At 71.5% G+C, this 15,675-nt stretch carries 19 protein-coding genes and 1 riboswitch; of the genes, 8 read left to right on the forward strand and 11 right to left on the reverse strand.

The annotated features are described in order from the left end of the window. Positions 1-17: 17 nt before the first annotated feature. The 4 genes from LLS1_RS04585 to LLS1_RS04600 all read left to right on the forward strand — a co-directional run bounded on the left by LLS1_RS04585 (position 18) and on the right by LLS1_RS04600 (position 3,817). Positions 18-1,268 carry an MFS transporter gene (locus LLS1_RS04585; RefSeq protein WP_226653784.1) on the forward strand — a complete coding sequence of 417 codons (1,251 nt, stop codon included), beginning with the start codon at positions 18-20 and terminating at the stop codon, positions 1,266-1,268. 318 nt (positions 1,269-1,586) lie between these two features. Beyond that, a complete protein-coding gene (locus LLS1_RS04590; RefSeq protein ID WP_226653785.1) occupies positions 1,587-2,357 on the forward strand; it encodes a hypothetical protein in 771 nt (256 codons plus the stop codon). A gap of 39 nt (positions 2,358-2,396) precedes the next feature. Then, positions 2,397-3,461 carry a hypothetical protein gene (locus LLS1_RS04595; RefSeq protein WP_226653786.1) on the forward strand — a complete coding sequence of 355 codons (1,065 nt, stop codon included), beginning with the start codon at positions 2,397-2,399 and terminating at the stop codon, positions 3,459-3,461. A 2-nt stretch (positions 3,462-3,463) separates the two neighbouring features. After that, a complete protein-coding gene (locus tag LLS1_RS04600; RefSeq protein ID WP_374758243.1) occupies positions 3,464-3,817 on the forward strand; it encodes a metallopeptidase family protein in 354 nt (117 codons plus the stop codon). Positions 3,818-3,857: 40 nt separating this feature from the next. Here the strand turns inward: LLS1_RS04600 and LLS1_RS04605 are convergent, their stop codons facing one another. The 6 genes from LLS1_RS04605 to LLS1_RS04630 form a co-directional block, all read right to left on the reverse strand. After that, positions 3,858-4,124, reverse strand: a complete 267-nt coding sequence (locus tag LLS1_RS04605) for a hypothetical protein (protein WP_223360729.1) — start codon at positions 4,122-4,124, stop codon at positions 3,858-3,860. A gap of 10 nt (positions 4,125-4,134) precedes the next feature. Next, the gene (locus LLS1_RS04610) at positions 4,135-4,740 is read right to left on the reverse strand and encodes an ATP-binding protein (protein WP_226653787.1); all 606 of its coding nucleotides are present in this window, start codon (positions 4,738-4,740) and stop codon (positions 4,135-4,137) included. Continuing rightward, positions 4,724-5,503, reverse strand: coding sequence for an energy-coupling factor transporter transmembrane protein EcfT (locus LLS1_RS04615; protein WP_226653788.1), 780 nt, complete (start codon positions 5,501-5,503; stop codon positions 4,724-4,726). The genes LLS1_RS04610 and LLS1_RS04615 overlap by 17 nt, the downstream gene beginning before the upstream one ends. After that, complete coding sequence (locus LLS1_RS04620) at positions 5,500-7,026, reverse strand: ABC transporter ATP-binding protein (RefSeq protein ID WP_226654036.1); 1,527 nt, start codon at positions 7,024-7,026, stop codon at positions 5,500-5,502. Before LLS1_RS04620 ends, LLS1_RS04615 begins: the two co-directional genes overlap by 4 nt. A gap of 2 nt (positions 7,027-7,028) precedes the next feature. Continuing rightward, complete coding sequence (locus LLS1_RS04625; protein WP_226653789.1) at positions 7,029-7,649, reverse strand: ECF transporter S component; 621 nt, start codon at positions 7,647-7,649, stop codon at positions 7,029-7,031. 35 nt (positions 7,650-7,684) lie between these two features. Further along, positions 7,685-7,795: riboswitch (TPP riboswitch) on the reverse strand. A 46-nt stretch (positions 7,796-7,841) separates the two neighbouring features. Beyond that, positions 7,842-8,168 carry a GerW family sporulation protein gene (locus LLS1_RS04630; RefSeq protein WP_223360725.1) on the reverse strand — a complete coding sequence of 109 codons (327 nt, stop codon included), beginning with the start codon at positions 8,166-8,168 and terminating at the stop codon, positions 7,842-7,844. A 105-nt stretch (positions 8,169-8,273) separates the two neighbouring features. Here LLS1_RS04630 and LLS1_RS04635 point away from each other — a divergent pair, with 105 nt between their 5' ends. The 3 genes from LLS1_RS04635 (at position 8,274) to LLS1_RS04645 (ending at position 10,170) form a co-directional block, all read left to right on the forward strand. After that, positions 8,274-9,191 carry an endonuclease/exonuclease/phosphatase family protein gene (locus LLS1_RS04635; protein WP_226653790.1) on the forward strand — a complete coding sequence of 306 codons (918 nt, stop codon included), beginning with the start codon at positions 8,274-8,276 and terminating at the stop codon, positions 9,189-9,191. Between the two features lie 82 nt (positions 9,192-9,273). Further along, entirely contained in the window at positions 9,274-9,894 is a 621-nt protein-coding gene (locus LLS1_RS04640) for a hypothetical protein (RefSeq protein ID WP_226653791.1), read from the forward strand. A gap of 3 nt (positions 9,895-9,897) precedes the next feature. Beyond that, positions 9,898-10,170, forward strand: coding sequence for a hypothetical protein (locus LLS1_RS04645; RefSeq protein WP_226653792.1), 273 nt, complete (start codon positions 9,898-9,900; stop codon positions 10,168-10,170). Positions 10,171-10,173: 3 nt separating this feature from the next. Here LLS1_RS04645 and LLS1_RS04650 read toward each other — a convergent pair whose 3' ends face one another. Then, positions 10,174-11,448, reverse strand: coding sequence for a DNA polymerase IV (locus LLS1_RS04650; RefSeq protein WP_226653793.1), 1,275 nt, complete (start codon positions 11,446-11,448; stop codon positions 10,174-10,176). Between the two features lie 56 nt (positions 11,449-11,504). Between LLS1_RS04650 and LLS1_RS04655 the strand changes: the two genes are divergently transcribed. Further along, positions 11,505-12,509: an aldo/keto reductase family protein gene (locus LLS1_RS04655; RefSeq protein WP_223360721.1), complete on the forward strand. Its 1,005-nt coding sequence runs from the start codon at positions 11,505-11,507 to the stop codon at positions 12,507-12,509. Positions 12,510-12,551: 42 nt separating this feature from the next. On the opposite strand, the gene LLS1_RS04660 is transcribed toward LLS1_RS04655, so the two are convergent. From LLS1_RS04660 to LLS1_RS04675, 4 genes are all read right to left on the reverse strand, one after another. Next, complete coding sequence (locus tag LLS1_RS04660; RefSeq protein WP_226653794.1) at positions 12,552-13,226, reverse strand: hypothetical protein; 675 nt, start codon at positions 13,224-13,226, stop codon at positions 12,552-12,554. Positions 13,227-13,276: 50 nt separating this feature from the next. Beyond that, positions 13,277-13,813, reverse strand: coding sequence for a DUF1697 domain-containing protein (locus LLS1_RS04665; RefSeq protein WP_226653795.1), 537 nt, complete (start codon positions 13,811-13,813; stop codon positions 13,277-13,279). A gap of 44 nt (positions 13,814-13,857) precedes the next feature. Further along, positions 13,858-15,183 (reverse strand): MFS transporter, encoded by a 1,326-nt coding sequence (locus LLS1_RS04670; RefSeq protein WP_226653796.1) that lies wholly within the window; start codon positions 15,181-15,183, stop codon positions 13,858-13,860. 88 nt (positions 15,184-15,271) lie between these two features. Beyond that, entirely contained in the window at positions 15,272-15,616 is a 345-nt protein-coding gene (locus LLS1_RS04675; RefSeq protein ID WP_226653797.1) for a hypothetical protein, read from the reverse strand. Between the last annotated feature and the right edge of the window lie 59 nt (positions 15,617-15,675).

A 15,675-nucleotide genomic window follows, 5' to 3' on the forward strand; every position in this document is an offset into this window, starting at 1 on the left:
TGTGCGATGCTGCACTCGTGACCTCGAGACGACTGGGCGCTCCCTTCTGGACGCTGTGGACGTCGGCGGCGTTCTCCAACCTGGCCGATGGCGTGATGAAGGTGGCGCTGCCGCTCGTAGCCGTCCGCTTCACCGACTCCCCCCTGCTGATCGCCGGACTGGGTTTCGCCTTCTCACTCCCCTGGCTGCTGTTCGCGCTCACGGCCGGGGCCCTCGCCGACCGGCTGGACCGCCGCGCGATCATGATCGGCGCGAACATCGCCCGAGCGACCCTGCTGGCGGCGCTCACGGCTGCGGCTGTCGCCGGTGTCGGATCCATCTGGCTGCTGTACATCGCCGCGGTCTGTGTCGGGACGGCTGAGACGCTGTACGACACCTCCTCGCAGTCGATCCTCCCCCAGCTGGTCGGCCGTGACGCCCTCTCCCGGGCGAACGGGAGGCTGTATGCGGCGGAACTCGCCGCCAACCAGTTCATCGGGCCGCCCCTCGGCGGCTTTCTCGTCGCCGCGGGGGTGGGGCTGGCATTCGGAGCGCCGGTCGCCCTCTGGGTCGCAGCCATCGTGCTGCTGCTCCTGGTGCGCGGGGCGTTCCGCGTCGACCGCCCTGGAACGACGACCATCCGAGCAGACATCGGCGAGGGTCTGCGCTTTCTCTGGAGCAACACCGTCCTGCGCGTGCTGGCCTTCCTGGTGGGCGGCTTCAATTTCGCGAGCAGCGCGGTGTTCAACGTGTTCGTGGTGTACGCCGTCGGATCGAGGTCCGCCATGCGGCTGGACGATCCGGCCTACGGCGCCCTGCTCACCGCCTCGGCCCTCGGCAGCGTGCTCGGCACATTCCTCGCCGAGGGCGCTGAACGCCTGCTCGGTCGCTCGCGCGCGCTCGCCCTCACGATCGCCGGCTCCGTCCTCACCGTCGCAACCCCGGCGTTCACGACCAGCCCGTGGATCATCGGCGCGGCCTTCTTCGTCGGCGGCGTGACCGTCTCCATCTGGAACGTGATCACGGTGTCGCTGCGCCAGCGGGTGACCCCGCACCGCCTGCTCGGCCGCCTCAACAGCGCGTACCGGCTCCTCGCGTGGGGAACCATCCCGCTCGGTACCGCCGCGGGCGGGATCGTCGCGGAAGTGCTCGGCCTCCGGGCCGTGTTCCTCGGCGCCGGGGTCATCGTCCTGTGCCTCCTCACAGGGATGATCTGGGTCACGGATCGACGCATGGACGAGGCGGAACGGGCCGCGGTCGAGGCGGCCGACCCACCGGCAGAACGGTGACACGTACACGACTTTGCCAGGGATCATGCCCCGATCGTCCAGAGTGACGGCCTAACGTAGCTGGTCGACGGCATCGAACGCCGTCCGCGTCACGCCGCGTGCGCCCTCCCCGACCCCCCTCGAACCAGGACGCCGTTCCGTCGTCGTGACGCACCCCGCGCCGCACGTCGCGCGCCCTCGGGACCACGGGTCCACCGGGCGCTTCCGTGCGTGCCGACGCGGGTTCCAGCCCGCCCGCCGCACCCCCTCGCGGCACGGTCGCGCCTGCCCGGAGCCCGGGGAGGCCACCAGGGCGGGGAAGCCCGACCCAGGAACCGAATGCTCAGCACCCTTCGCAACGCCATCCAGAAGACCGACATCCCCTTCGGCCGCATCGTCACCGGCGCCGCCGCCGTCCTCATGTCGGCCAGTCTCATCGGCCCCGCGCTCAGCGCCCAGCAGCAGAGCGAACGCTCGACCCGGGAGCTCTCCGACTCGACCCGGCTGCACCGCGAGCAGCTCTCCATCTACGACAAGATCGTGCGCGACCGCCTCGAGGCGGAGGCGAAGCAGACGCTCGCCAGCGCACAGACCACCGTCGCGGCCAACGAGACCAAGACCGACGCTTCCGCGGCCAAGACCGCGATCGCGGGCCTCGACTCGTACACGAAGCTCGACGACAGCAGGCTGCGCACGACCATCGACGCCACGAAGGCCGCCACCACCGCGCTGGCCGCCGCAGGCGCCGAGGCCGACCGGGTCGCCGCCGAGGCCGCCGCAGCCGCGGCCGCCGCCGCGAACACCCCGGACGGCGCCAAGTCCGCCGCGCGCAGCATCGCCTCCTCGCAGTACGGCTGGGGCGACGACCAGTTCCAGTGCCTCAACAGCCTCTGGCAGAAGGAGTCCGGCTGGAACTACCAGGCCTCCAATGGCAGCAGCGGCGCCACCGGCATCCCGCAGGCACTCCCCGGCAGCAAGATGGCCAGCTTCGGCACCGACTGGGCGACCAACGCCACCACCCAGGTGAAGTGGGGGCTCGACTACATCTCGCGCTCGTACGGCACCCCGTGCTCGGCCTGGTCGCACTCGCAGTCCGTCAACTGGTACTGAGCGGGCGCGCGCCCGCGCGGTGTCGGTAGACTCGCGCGGGTGAGCACCGTTCCCCCGCACTCGTCCGTCGGCGCCACGGAGGTCCGCGGCGCCCACCTCGTCGGCAGCGTCAACCTCCCCGATGCCGAGACCGTCCTCCGCACCGTCGGAGCGCACCTCGGCGACCGGATGCGCCGCATCCCGGACGGCGAGGTCGGCGAACGGTTCTACTGGATCCAGTTCCAGACCCGCCGCTTCGACACCATAGCCGGCCTGTCGCGCCTGCCGATCGAGCCGTTCTTCTTGCGGGACACCTTCGACGGACGGCCGTTCCGCGTGGACGCCGGTGTGCAGGCGGCCGATCTGGTCTTCCCCGACCTCGGCTACGCCTCCGCCGCGCTCGAGTCGTTCGCGACCTTCGCCCGCCTCGTCGACGACGGGGTGCTCGCCCCTGCGACGCGATTCCAGGTCTCCCTCCCGACCCCGGCCGCGATCGCCGGCGCCTTCATCGTCCCCGAGGACCGGGCCGCCTTCGAGGCCGCCTACGAGCGCGCACTCCTCGGTGAGCTCGCCCGCATCGTCGACGGCATCCCGCACGAGCGTCTCGCGATCCAGTGGGACACGGCGGTCGAGTTCGCCCTGCTGGAGGGTCGCATCGAGCCGTGGTTCACCGACGTCCTCGACGGCGTCGTCGAACGGTCGATCCGCCAAGCGCGTGCCGTCCCCGACGACGTCGAGGTGGGCTTCCACCTCTGCTACGGCGACGTCGAGGAGCACCACTTCGTGCAGCCCGCCGACGCGGGCTGGCTCGCCGGCGTCACCCGCGGCATCGTCGAGGGCGCGGGCCGACGCATCAGCTGGGTCCACCTGCCCGTGCCGATCGATCGCGACGACGCGGAGTTCTTCTCTCCCCTGCGCGACGTCGCCTTTCCGGAGACGACCGAGCTCTACCTCGGACTGCTGCACCACGAGGACGGCGAGGAGGGCGCCCGCCGGCGGATCGCGGCGGCGTCCACCGCGCAGGCACGATTCGGCGTCGCGACCGAGTGCGGCTTCGGGCGCGGACCGAGCGAGCGCACCACCGGCCTGCTCGACCTGCACGCCGCCGTCGCGGACGCGTGGTGACCGTGGGCCTCCCGCTCGACGCCGACGCGTTCGAAGCCCTCGTCACCGAGGAGCTCGACCAGCTGCCGGACGAAATGATCGACGGCCTCGACAACGTGGTGTTCGTGGTCGAGGACCGCCCCGAGGACGGCTCACTCGACCTCCTCGGCCTCTACGACGGTGTCGCCCTGACCGAGCGCGACTCCTACGGGTTCGGCGAGATGCCCGACCGCATCATCCTGTACCGCGAGCCGCTGCTCGCGATCTGCGAGACGGTCGACGAGCTGCGGGACGAGATCCACGTCACGCTGGTGCACGAGATCGCGCACTTCTACGGCATCGACGACGAACGCCTGCACGAGCTGGGCTGGGCGTAGCGCGTCCCGACCGGAGCCGCGCTACGGCGCTCGACGGACTCTAGAGGGACTCCTCGTCCTTGTCGGCCTCGACCGGGTCGCTGTCGGGTGCATCGAAGTGGTACGTCACGTGCTTCTCGCCGTTGACCTCCCGCTCCGCGCCGGCCACATACCAGAACAGGGACTCCAGTCCCTCGACCGCGGCGACGGCGCCGATCCGCTCGTCCACCTTGCCGTCGACCAGGTACCGGCGCTCGGCGGTACCGACCAGCGGACCATCGGCGTACTCGACGATGTACTCGGGATCGTGGGCCTGTGATTCGCTCATGGTCTCCAGGTTAGTCCTCCGCGCTCGGCACGCGCGCCGCGCCGAGCGGCCAGTCCGTCACATCCAGACGCAGCGTCGCGGAGTCGCGGGGACGCTCTCGCCGCAGATACTCCTCGAACTCGGCCTGCCAGCGGTCCCAGTTCTGGGCGAAGGTCTCGCCGTCGCGATCGAGTGCCCTCCGTTTGCGGAGCGTGTCGTCGGCATCGAGCCACAGGGCGAGGTCCGCCGCGGAGACGTTCGCCCGGGCCAGCGTCCCGCACCCCTCCACGATCAGCGGCTCCGTGCCGTGCACCGCGACCCGCTCCGCCGGCCGATCGCCCGCCCAGTCCCAGCGCCGCCAGTGGCCGGCACCGGTGGCGCGGAGCGGGAGGAGCAGGTCGCGACCGAGAGCGGCGCTTCCCGCGTCCAGGCCGTCCCATCCCGGATAGAGGTCGTCCATGCGCACCAGCCGGGGCCGTCCGGTTGCCGGCCACGCGCGCAGGAGGTCATCGGCGAGCGAGCTCTTGCCCGCTCCGCTCGGCCCGTCGATCAGCACGACGGGCGCACGACCGTCCGCCGCGGCGACCGCTGCGCGCACGGCGGCGTCCAGCCGCTCCCGCTCAGCGTCCCAGGACATTCCAGCTCCCGACGACGACGGCGACCGCCACCGCCGCTCCTGCGACGGCAGCGGCGACCACGAGGGCCGCCCAGTCCCGCCCGCGGAACACCGACGGCCGCGCCCACGTGCGCGCCGAGGCGGACCCGAATCCCCGCGCCTCCATCGCCGTCGCCAGTTTGCTGCCGCGACGGATGGAGAGCACGAAGAGCGCGAACGATTGGCCGAGCATGCGCCGCAGTGCACCGCTCTCGGCGATCCCGCGGGCGCGCCGGGCGAGGGTCAGCGCCCGCCAGTCCTCGGCGAAGAGACCCACGAGTCGGAGCCCGGCGAGCCCGCCGAGCACGAAACGCGCGGGAAGTCGCAGCAGCTGCGCCAACCCGTCGGCGAGATCGGTCGGATCGATCGTGATGAAGAGCAGGACGGCGGGCAGGCCGATGGCCAGGATGCGGAGCATCGTCGCCAGCCCCAGCAGGAGCGAGCCGTCGCTCACCTCCACCGCCCACCACTGCAGATGGACGGTGCCGGCTGTGCGGCCGTAGAGCGCGGTCGTCAGCCCGGCGAGGGGCGCCGCGATCCAGATCGGTGCCGTGCGCAGCAGCAGCACGCGCGCCGGGATGCCGGAGAACGCGACGAGCACCAGCTCCAGCGCGAGCGCGACGGCGGCCGAGACCGGATCGATGGAGACCAGGAGCACCGCGGTGACGATGAGGGCGGCACCCAGCTTGGCGACGGGGTTGAGCGTCGCGAGCGGTCCGCTGCGGACGGGTTCGAGCAGGGTCACGCCGTCACCTCCCGTGCCGACCCGAGCGGAAGGTCCGTGGCGCCGATCGCGGCGATGAACTCGGTGTCGTGCGTCGCCGTCACGATCGAGTGGCCGGAGCCGCGGAGCTCGGCGATGGTGCGCACCAGCCCGCGCCACGTGTTCGCGTCCTGCCCGAACGTCGGCTCGTCGAGGACGAGCAGCCGCGGCCGGGTCGCCAGCGCTGTGCCGACCGACAGCCGTCGCTTCTGCCCGCCGGAGAGCGTGAACGGGTTGGCGTCCGCGACGGCGCTCAACGCCAGCCGGTCCAGGAGGTCGTCGACGCGGTCGCGGATCTCCCGCTCGGTGAGCCCGAGCGCTCGCGGCCCCGCCGCCAGCTCGTCGCGCACGGTGGAGGCGACCAGCTGGTGCTCCGGGTTCTGGAACACGCTGCCGATCCGGGTCAGCAGGTCACGGGAGCGCCAGCCCTCCGGCGCCGCGCCCGCCCCGGCGGCGAGGGCCGGCTCTGCTCGCAGGGCGCCCCCGAGCACCGGCAGGAGGCCGCCCAAGGTCAAGGCCAGCGTCGACTTGCCCGCGCCGTTGCGCCCGGTGAGGGCGATCGCGGAGCCCTCGGCGAGATCGATGGACACTCGCTCGGGAAGCGCGACGACCGACGGAGAGCGACGCTCGGATCGACGTCTCCGTCGCCGACGGGCGACGGCCGGGCCGCGGCCGAAGGCCAGCTCGCGCGCGGTGAGCAGGGCTTCGCCCAGGGTCACGGTCGGCGCCTTCGGGACGATGTCGTCCGGCAGCCACACGCCCGCGCTCCGCAGAGTGCTCCCCGCGTCCGCGAGCACAGCGTCGGGATGACCGTCCGCAAGCACGCCGCCGTCCGCCGCCAGGACGATGACGCGGTCGACGAGATCGCGCCACACCGCGACGCGGTGCTCGACGACCACCAGGGTCGCGCCCGTCGCGTCCAGCGCAGCGGCGACGGCGTCCCGCACCTCGTGCACCCCGTCGGGGTCCAGGTTCGCGGTCGGCTCGTCCAGCAGGAGCAGACCGGGACGCATCGCCAGCAGTCCGGCCAGGGCGAGACGCTGCTTCTGACCGCCCGAGAGCTGCGACGTGGGGTGGTCGAGCGGCACCGTGAGTCCGACGGCGGCCAGGGCGGCACGCACGCGCGGCCAGATCTGCTCCCGAGGGACGCCGAGGTTCTCGCACGCGAAGGCGACGTCGTCACCGACGCGCGCGAGGATCACCTGCGCGTCCGGATCCTGCAGCAGCAGCCCGGTCGTCCCGCGCGCCCGCGCAGGCGGGCGACCGTCGACCTCCAGCAGCCCTTCGGACTCGCCATCGTCGTCCCCGCCGAGCACACCGGCGAGTCCGGCGAGGACCGTGCTCTTGCCCGCGCCCGAGGCCCCGAGGAGGAGCACCCGCTCACCGGGCTCGATGGTCAGCGCCAGGTCGCGGACGGCCCACGCGGACCGCCCGGAGTAACGCCAGCCCCAGCCGCCGACCCGAACAGCGGCCGGGACCGGCTGTCCCAGGGTGACGGAGGCGATGGTCAGACCCGCCCCGTCGCTTCGCGCCCGGCCGCGAACCGGCTCAGGGCCCCGGTCCTGGCGAGCGCGCGGACGAGCAGCCACGACAGCAGCCCGGCGACGAGCGCTCCGGAGAGCGTCGTCGTGATGGTGTAGACGATCGCGAACTCCGGCTTGGCGCCCGGGTACCAGTACAGGAGGTCGAGGACGGACTCGGCGAGCCCGGCGCCGGCGCCGGCGAGGATGGCCGGGACGAGCTTCCAGTTCGCGTAGAGGAGGATCGCGAAGACGATCTCGGCACCGAGGCCCTGCACGACGCCCGAGAGCAGCGTCGCGAAGCCCCACTGCGTCCCGATCAGCGCCGACACGATGGCCGCGACGAGCTCGCCGTACAGTGCGGCGCCCGGCTTGCGGACGATCAGCGCCGTGAGAACGCCGGCGAACAGCCAGGGGCCGTTGAGAAGGCCCTGGAAGCCCGGCAGCGCGGCGCTGACCGGTCCGGAGATCGGGTTCTGCACCTGCCCCCAGACCCAGAAGACGACGCCGGCGGCGACGGCCACGACGCTGGCGACGACGATGTCGACGACACGCCAGCGGAGGACGCGTGCGGAGCGCGTCGCGGACGGAGTGATGGTTGCGTGCACTGTTCGTGCCCTTTCGCTCGTGGAAAAGAGGGCACGGGATTCAGAGATGGCCTCCCTGCGCTGGCATGATCCAGATCAGGTTCGACGGTCGAAGCTTGGAGAAGCTTCCTCTCAGCCCGGCTCACCGGACTCCCGTGTTCGCGATCAGTCTAGTGCGACGTCACGCCGCCGGTGACGTCACCGCGTCCGCGTCTACTTCTTCAGCGCGCGGATGACGCGCGACCAGGCGTGACCGGCGACCCACACGAACGGGATCGCCACCGCCAGCAGCGTGATGAGGTTCGGCCGGAAACGCACGCCCGCCGCGTCGCTCACATAGGCGCCGAACGGGATCGCGACTCCCCCGCCACCGCCCCCGCCCGGGCCTTCCTCGTCGTCGGTGCCCCCGGCCCCGAATCCGAACTGCACGGCGGCGACGGGCACGATCGTCGTGCCGTCGATGACGACGGGCTCGCCGTACACGGACTTGACGCCCGACGAGCTGACGGTCTCGGCGAGTTTGAGCGAGATGTTGGTCATGCCCTCACCGTACCCGCCGCCCTCCCAGGATGACCAGGGCGCTTCGCAGCCTCTTCCCGGCGTTCGCGGCGGCTTCTCAGCAACGGGGCCGGAATAATCGATCGGGTGCCATCGTCCCGTACCCGCCGCCGCCCCCGAGGCGTCCTCACCGGGATCGCAGCACTGGCGGTCGCCGCACTGCTGCTCTGGCACGGGATGCTCCCCGACATCGGCGGCGCCGCCTCCCTCGTCGAGTCGTTCCTGCCCTGGGCGGCCGCGCTGATCGCCGTGCTCGGCCTCTCCGCACTGTTCCGGCTGTCCCTGTTCGCCGGTCTCGGCGTCGCCACCGCGGCGGCCGTCTGGTGGTCGTTGTTCGGCACCGCGATGCTGCCGGCCGCCTCGGTCGGCGCCCCCGCCTTCACCGTCGTGAGCGAGAACATCCGCGCCGGCAACCCCGAAGCAGCGAGCATCGCCCGCGATCTGGCCGCCCGCTCCCCCGACCTGATCGCGCTCCAGGAACTCGACGCGACCACACGCTCCGCCGTCTCCGACGTGCTCGACCCCGCTTACCCGTATCGGGCCATCGTCGGCACCGTCGGTCTCTGGAGCACCCACCCGCTCTCCGGCGAGCAGCGCCTCGACCTCGGCCTCGGCTGGGACCGCGCCCTCCGCGTCGACGTCGACACCCCGGGAGGGATCACTCGCGTCTACGCTGTGCACCTCGCCTCGGTGCGCCCCGGCGAAAGCGCCACCCGCGACGAGATGCTGAAGGAGCTGAGCGGCACGATCGCCGGCGACGACGCGACCCGCCTGCTCGTGATCGGCGACGTCAACACCGCCACCACCGACCGCACGCTGGCGCCGCTCCTCACCCAACTCGGCGAGAAGCCGGACAGCGAGCTCGGACTCGGCTTCACCTGGCCGGCCGCGTTCCCCGCCGCCCGCCTCGACCACGCCCTGACCCGCGGCCTCGCAACTGTGAGCAGCATCGTGCTCCCGGAGAACGGGAGCGACCACCGCGGCATACAGGTGGGGTTGCGTTAGGGCGTCGACGCTGTGGATTAAATCCTCCAGATCTGACATTCTTGACACACGTCATCAAAGGTGATGACCAAAAGGAATCGTCATGCCGAAACTCAGAAGCTCTGTCACTGTGACCGCAGCGGCGGTGGTCGCGTTCGTCCTGTCATTCGGCCCCACGCTGGCAGCAGCCGCCTCCCCCATGATCGCCACTGATAGAGAAGCCCGCCGACTGCTCGATCAACTCGCAGTCAGCCCCGAACCGCAGTCCACCTTCGACGCGATGTCCTCCGGAGAGCAAGCGCTCGTGCGCGCCGCGAGCGAGGTCGCAACTGTCTCAACGACAAGCGATCAGTTCGAGCGCGAGCGCGACGCTCGTTCCCGTGCGGCCTCAGGGTGCTACTCGTACACTGCCCGATCCGCCTTCTACAATTCGATCGGTCAGACCCTGGGTAGCATGTGGACGACGGGCCAGATCTGTTACAACGGAGCAACCGTCACGAGCGCGCGCTATCTCGATGGAGGCGGGTCGACATCGTTCATCGGATGGTCCTACGTCGGACGTACGAGTTCCGCCGCGGGAGTCAGCGGTGGTGGCGGATACGCGTACGGCGCATACAAGTTCCGATTCGCTCTCGTAGCCGGTTTTCAAGAACCGATCTACTGCGCTCGCGTCGTCGGAACATCCGTCGCAGCGCACGGTGACACCCGCTGTGGAATCGGGTGAGCGATGACCGCCGGCCGGCCGACGGGCAGGACGATGAATCCGCGCACGGAAGGCATCGGTGCCGTCGTGGCGGTGACGCTCCTCGTGGTGGCCGCGCTCGTCGTCCCCGCGATGCTGTTCCCCATCCTCGCGAGCGTGGCTCTCATCAACGTGGTGCGCTACGCGGTGATGCTGCGGACGACAGGGAGAGCGGGGCTCCTGCTGGCACTCGCTGTGGTCAACGGTGTGCTCTTCACCGTGAGCGCGGTGGTGACGCTGTTCGCGCTGCCGCTCTGAGACTCAGTCGCTCACCCAGCGCGGGTTGCGGCCGTCCTTCGACTCGTCCTCGGCCTCACGGGAGCGGCGGACGAGGGAGGCGGGGCCGATGGTGCCGCGTCCGAAGCGGGCGCTGACGGCATCGAGGGCGCGTTCGGTCTCGCGCCACTCCTCGTCCGGGTCCCAGAGGGCGAGCGCGTCGCCGCCGGCGTCGAGGAGCTGCTCGGCGCGGACACCGATGAGACGGATCGGGGTGGCGCGCACGTCGAGGTCGAGGGCCTCGAAGATCTGCCAGGCCTCCTCGAAGAGTCGGCGGCCGACGTTGGTGGGTTCGGCGAGCGTGCGGGACCGGGTGATGGTGCGGAAGTCGGAGAAGCGGACCTTGATCGCGACGGTCCGGCCGACCAGCCCGTGGCGACGCAGACGCTCTCCCACCCGCCCGGAGAGCCGGAGGAACTCCCGGCGCAGCACGTCCGGCTCGTCGACGTCGACGCCGAACGTGTTCTCGTGGCCGACGCTCTTCTCGCGGGTCTCGGTGATGACGCGGCGGGCGTCGCGGCCGTTCGCGAGATCGTGGAGGCGGCGGGCGCCCGCCTGCCCGACGGCGCGCTCGAGCACGCTCAGCGGCGCGTCGGCGAGGTCGGCGACCGTGCGCATCCCCATCCGCTCGAGCGAGGCCTGAGTGCTGGCGCCGACGCCCCAGAGCGCGCCGACCGGCAGCGGGCGCAGGTAGGCGAGGGTATCGGCGGGCGGGATGACCAGGAGCCCGTCGGGCTTGGCGCGACCCGAGGCGAGCTTGGCCATGAACTTGGTTCCGGCGACGCCGACGGAGCAGGTCAGGCCGGTCTCCTCCTGCACGCGCGCCCGGATCAACTCGGCGATGCGGCGCGGGGAGCCGAGCAGACGCCGTGCGCCGGCCACGTCGAGGAACGCCTCGTCGATGCTGAGGGGCTCCACCAGCGGGGTCACCTCGTGGAAGATCTCCATCACCCGGGCCGAGTACTCGGTGTACTTCTCGTAGTGCGGCGGCAGGATGATCGCCGTCGGGCACAGCCGCAGCGCCTGGGACATCGGCATCGCGCTGCGCACGCCGAAGCGCCGGGCCTCGTAGGTCGCGCTCGTGACCACGCCGCGGCCCCCGGCGTGGCCGACGATCGCGGGCTTGCCGCGGGCGTCCGGGCGGTCGAGCAGTTCGACGGAGGCGAAGAAGGCGTCCATGTCGACGTGCAGCACGGTGGCCGTGGAGTCGTCGACCGCCGCGGTCGTCACCCGCCGGTCGCTGCCATCCGCTCGTCCCACACCCTCCAGGATGCCACCTTCCGCCGACAGCGCCGCCGACGAGTAGCGTGACCCGCATGGAATTCAGATACCTCGGCAACTCCGGGCTCAAGATCTCGGAGATCATCTACGGCAACTGGCTGACCCACGCCTCCCAGGTCGAGAACGACACCGCCGCCCGCAGCGTCCGCGCCGCTCTCGACGCCGGCATCACCACCTTCGACACGGCCGACGCCTACGCGAACACCGCGGCGGAGAAGGTGCTCGGCGACGCGCTGAAGGGCGAGCGCCGCGCGTCGCTCGAGATCTTCACCAAGGTCTACTGGCCGACCGGACCCCAGGGGCCCAACGACGTCGGCCTCTCGCGCAAGCACATCCTGGAGTCGATCGACGGATCGCTCGAGCGTCTCGGAACCGACTATGTCGACCTCTACCAGGCTCACCGCTACGACTACGAGACACCGCTCGAGGAGACGATGCAGGCCTTCGCCGACATCGTGCGCGCGGGCAAGGCGCTCTACATCGGCGTGAGCGAGTGGTCCGCGGAGCAGCTGCGTGCCGGCCACGCCCTGGCGAAGCAGCTGGGCTTCTCGTTGATCTCGAACCAGCCGCAGTACTCCATGCTCTGGCGCGTCATCGAGAAGGAGGTCGTGCCGGCCTCGGCGGAGCTCGGCATCTCCCAGATCGTCTGGTCCCCCGTCGCGCAGGGCGTGCTCACCGGCAAGTACACGCCGGGCGAGCAGCCGCCCGCGGGCAGCCGTGCCGCCGACGAGAAGGGCGGGGCGAACGCGATCAAGAGCTTCCTGCGCGACGACGTGCTGACGGCGGTGCAGAGGCTCCGCCCGATCGCCGACGAACTCGGCATCACGATGGCGCAGCTCGCCGTGGCCTGGGTGCTGCAGAACCCCAACGTCGCGGGAGCGATCGTGGGAGCATCCCGCCCGGAACAGGTCGCCTCGAACGCGGCCGCCGCGGGCGTCCGCCTGTCCGGCGACGTGCTCGCCCGCATCGACGAGGCGATCGGAGACGTGGCCGAGACCGACCCCGCGCAGACGATCTCGCCGGCCACGCGCCCCGCCTGAGCGGACCGGCGACCGGATCCGGTCCGGCCGCCGGTGCCCGCCTCAGACGAGCGCGGACACCAGCGGCCGGAACCAGTCGCGGAACGCGTCCGAGTCATCGCGCAGACTGGCGCTGACGACCACCGTGTGCGGTCCGACGATCCAGGCGCCGGAGCTCGACAGGGGCAGCACGTCGATGTCGAGCCGGAAGTACCCGGCCTGGCGCCGCAGCTCGTGCTCGCGCTCCCGCACCACGTCGACGACGTCGGCCGCGCGCCGGGCGTGGTTCAGCAGGCTCGCCTGCACGTACTCGGCGTGGCGTTCGTGAGCCCACGTCGACGCGACGTCGTAGTGCTCGATGACGACGTCCTGCAGCTCGAGAGCGCGGTCGAAGGCCTCGAAGTGCGGCGGGCGGAGCATCCCGCCCGCCGGGCGCCGCTCGCGGTCGACGGCGACCTCGAACCAGGCGCGCCACTGCTCGGCGAGCGGGTCCTCTCCGGGCACTCCCGGTACACGGCGCGCGCTCCGGCCGTGCCCGCCGCCGCCGCCGAGCGACGGGTGCACGGGATGCGAGCCGGTGTTCGCCCGGAGAACCGGCGCGAGGGCCGGGGTCAGCCGCGGCAGCACCGGATCCCCCGCCGCGCCGAGGCCGGCGAGATCGCGCACGGCGAGGGCCATCAGCAGGTCCCAGGGACAGTCCTCGGTGACCTGCCATCGAAGCGTGCCCTCGACGAACATGCCGTCATTGTAGGATCGCCCGCCTCGCCGGAACAGAGGCCGCCTCGGTCTCAGGCCCGCCGATCGAGCTCGGCGAGGAGCCGAGCCACCGTGCGCTGGTTGCGGGTCGTCGCCAGCGGGCCCACCGCTCGCCAGAAGGCTGCGGGGACGACCGACTTCGACACGCCGAGCGGACACCACTGGTACAGCGCGCGGTCGCCCGCGACGATCCGTTCCGGCGCCGTCTCCTTCTCCGAGGGGAGTTCGAGATCGTCCGGGAGGTCGTGGTCGAGGAAGGTCACCACCAACCGCGAGTCGTCGGCGGCGATGCGCGTGAGCGGGTTGGCGGCGGCCACGTCGCGGAAGCCCCGCTCGGTCAGGAGGAGCACGCGCGCCCGGACTCCGGAACGGGCATGCAGCGCCGTCTCGACGGCGGCGGCGGTGTCCGCGGAGGGCGCGGACGTCGTCGAGAACACGACGTTGCCGCTCTGGAGGAGCGTCGTCACGTCGGCGAGCCCCGCGTCCTCGAAAGCCCCCGAGAGCTCACTCTTCGACACACGCGCCGCGCCGCCGACGTTGATCCCCCGGACCAGACCCACACCCAGCATCGCGCTCCTCACCGTCGTCGGTCCCTCCAGCATCGCACGTCGCCTCAGGAGGCCGCGCCCACCGCCGCAGACGCTGCGTGGGCCGAGCGCCCGCGCAGCGCGAACAGGGAACCGGCCGCGACGAGCGCGCTGAGGATGTAGAGCGCACCGACCGGCCACGTCGCGCCGCCCGCTGCGAGCACGAGCCACGCCGCGAAGGCGGGCGCCGGCCCGGCGACGAGGGCCGCAGTGGGCTCGCGCACCAGCACCACGCCGGTCAGACGGTGCTGCGGCTCGAACAACGCGGTCAGGATCGCGCCCTGCACCGCGTACATCGAGGCCAGCCCGAGGCTGATCCCGACGACCATCACCCCCGTGATGACGATCGGGTCGCCGGTGGCGAGGAGGCCGAACACCGCCACCCCGAACAGGACGAACACACCGGCCCCGAAGAGCCAGACCCGGCCGCGGCCGAGGCGGTCGCCGAGCCAGCCGAACAGCGGAACGGTTCCGATCGCGAGCGCCGACGACACGAGGTTCGCCGTGAGCCCGATCCCGGCGGGGAGCCCGAGCGGACCGGTGAGGTACGAGAGCAGGTACACCTGCGTCAACGACGAGAACGCCAGATACGGTCCGTTCAGGCCGAACCCGATCAGGATCTCGCGCCACTGGGTGCGGATCGCCTCCCAGACGGGGAGCCGTGTGGTGCGCTTCTCCGTCGCCAGCCGCTGGAACTCCTCGGTCTCGCGGATGCCGACGCGGATCCACATCCCGATCGCCAGGGTGACGACGCTCGCCAGGAACGGCACCCGCCAGCCCCACGTCAGCAGCGACTCCTCGGGCAGCGTCGCGATGACCGCGAACACCCCGGTCGCCAGCACGATGCCCGCGAAGACGCCCATACCGGGCAGCGACACGCGCAGTCCGTAGCGACGGCGGTCACCGCTCTCCGCCATCATCACCAGGGCGCCGACGTATTCGGCACCGGCCCCCATCCCCTGCAGCACCCGGCAGCCGCCGAGGAGGATCGGCGCCCACACCCCGATCGCACCGTACGTCGGCAGCAGACCGATCGCGACGGTCGCGGCACCCATGAGGATCAGGGTGCCGACGAGCATGGGCTTGCGTCCGAACCGATCGCCGAAGTGGCTGAAGAGCAGGCCCCCGACGGGGCGGCCGAGGTACCCGACGGCGAACGTCAGGAGCGAGCTGATGACCTGGGTGGCCGGGTCCTGCCCGGGGAAGAACAGCGGCCCGAAGACCAGGGCCGCCGCGAGCCCGTAGAGGGTGAAGTCGTAATACTCCACGATGCTGCCGATGATCCCGGCGACGGCGGTGCGGCGGAGGTTGCGGCTCTCCTCGCGCGTGTCGGTGGCGTGGTCGTTCGTCACGTCATCTCCTTCGATGTTGCGTATGCAGGATCATAACGGATCCTATAGGCTACATCCAATATCAATGAGAGATGACGTCCATGGAAGATCAGTCGCCGACGGGTTCGGCCGCGACGAGGCGGGAGGCGGGGATCGTCGCAGTCTCCACGGGGCCGCGTCCGTTGCGCCGATACTGCGGCTCGCCGAACGCGACCACCCACGTCGTCAGGCGGTCGGCGGGGAGGGACACGCTGCGCAGGCTCCGCTCCCCCGGTGCGACGATCACGCCCGTCGGCTCGCCGACCCAGTCGTCGCCGGCGGGCGGATCGCTCTCGCGCACGTAGACCTGCACCCCGACGCCGAGGGATCCCGGTGAGGAGGGGCCGAGCCGATCGCTCTCCGATCGACCTCCCCGCTCGTCGCGATCGTCAGTCCTCCTGCTGCGTCTCCACATCCGACAAGCATCGCATCACGAGCGCGTCGACCCATTCGCCGTCCCAGAGGAGTGCGTCG

It is taken from the genome of Leifsonia sp. LS1 (assembly GCF_020521355.1).
Lineage (GTDB): Bacteria > Actinomycetota > Actinomycetes > Actinomycetales > Microbacteriaceae > Leifsonia.

Excerpts from the sequence above, each read along its gene's own strand:
- LLS1_RS04590 (WP_226653785.1), top strand. The coding sequence starts at position 1,587 with ATGCTCAGCACCCTTCGCAACGCCATCCAGAAGACCGACATCCCCTTC.
- LLS1_RS04605 (WP_223360729.1), bottom strand. The coding sequence starts at position 4,124 with ATGAGCGAATCACAGGCCCACGATCCCGAGTACATCGTCGAGTACGCC.
- LLS1_RS04610 (WP_226653787.1), bottom strand. The coding sequence starts at position 4,740 with ATGTCCTGGGACGCTGAGCGGGAGCGGCTGGACGCCGCCGTGCGCGCA.
- LLS1_RS04630 (WP_223360725.1), bottom strand. The coding sequence starts at position 8,168 with ATGACCAACATCTCGCTCAAACTCGCCGAGACCGTCAGCTCGTCGGGC.
- LLS1_RS04640 (WP_226653791.1), top strand. The coding sequence starts at position 9,274 with ATGCCGAAACTCAGAAGCTCTGTCACTGTGACCGCAGCGGCGGTGGTC.
- LLS1_RS04645 (WP_226653792.1), top strand. The coding sequence starts at position 9,898 with ATGACCGCCGGCCGGCCGACGGGCAGGACGATGAATCCGCGCACGGAA.
- LLS1_RS04655 (WP_223360721.1), top strand. The coding sequence starts at position 11,505 with ATGGAATTCAGATACCTCGGCAACTCCGGGCTCAAGATCTCGGAGATC.
- LLS1_RS04660 (WP_226653794.1), bottom strand. The coding sequence starts at position 13,226 with ATGTTCGTCGAGGGCACGCTTCGATGGCAGGTCACCGAGGACTGTCCC.
- LLS1_RS04665 (WP_226653795.1), bottom strand. The coding sequence starts at position 13,813 with ATGCTGGGTGTGGGTCTGGTCCGGGGGATCAACGTCGGCGGCGCGGCG.
- LLS1_RS04675 (WP_226653797.1), bottom strand. The coding sequence starts at position 15,616 with ATGTGGAGACGCAGCAGGAGGACTGACGATCGCGACGAGCGGGGAGGT.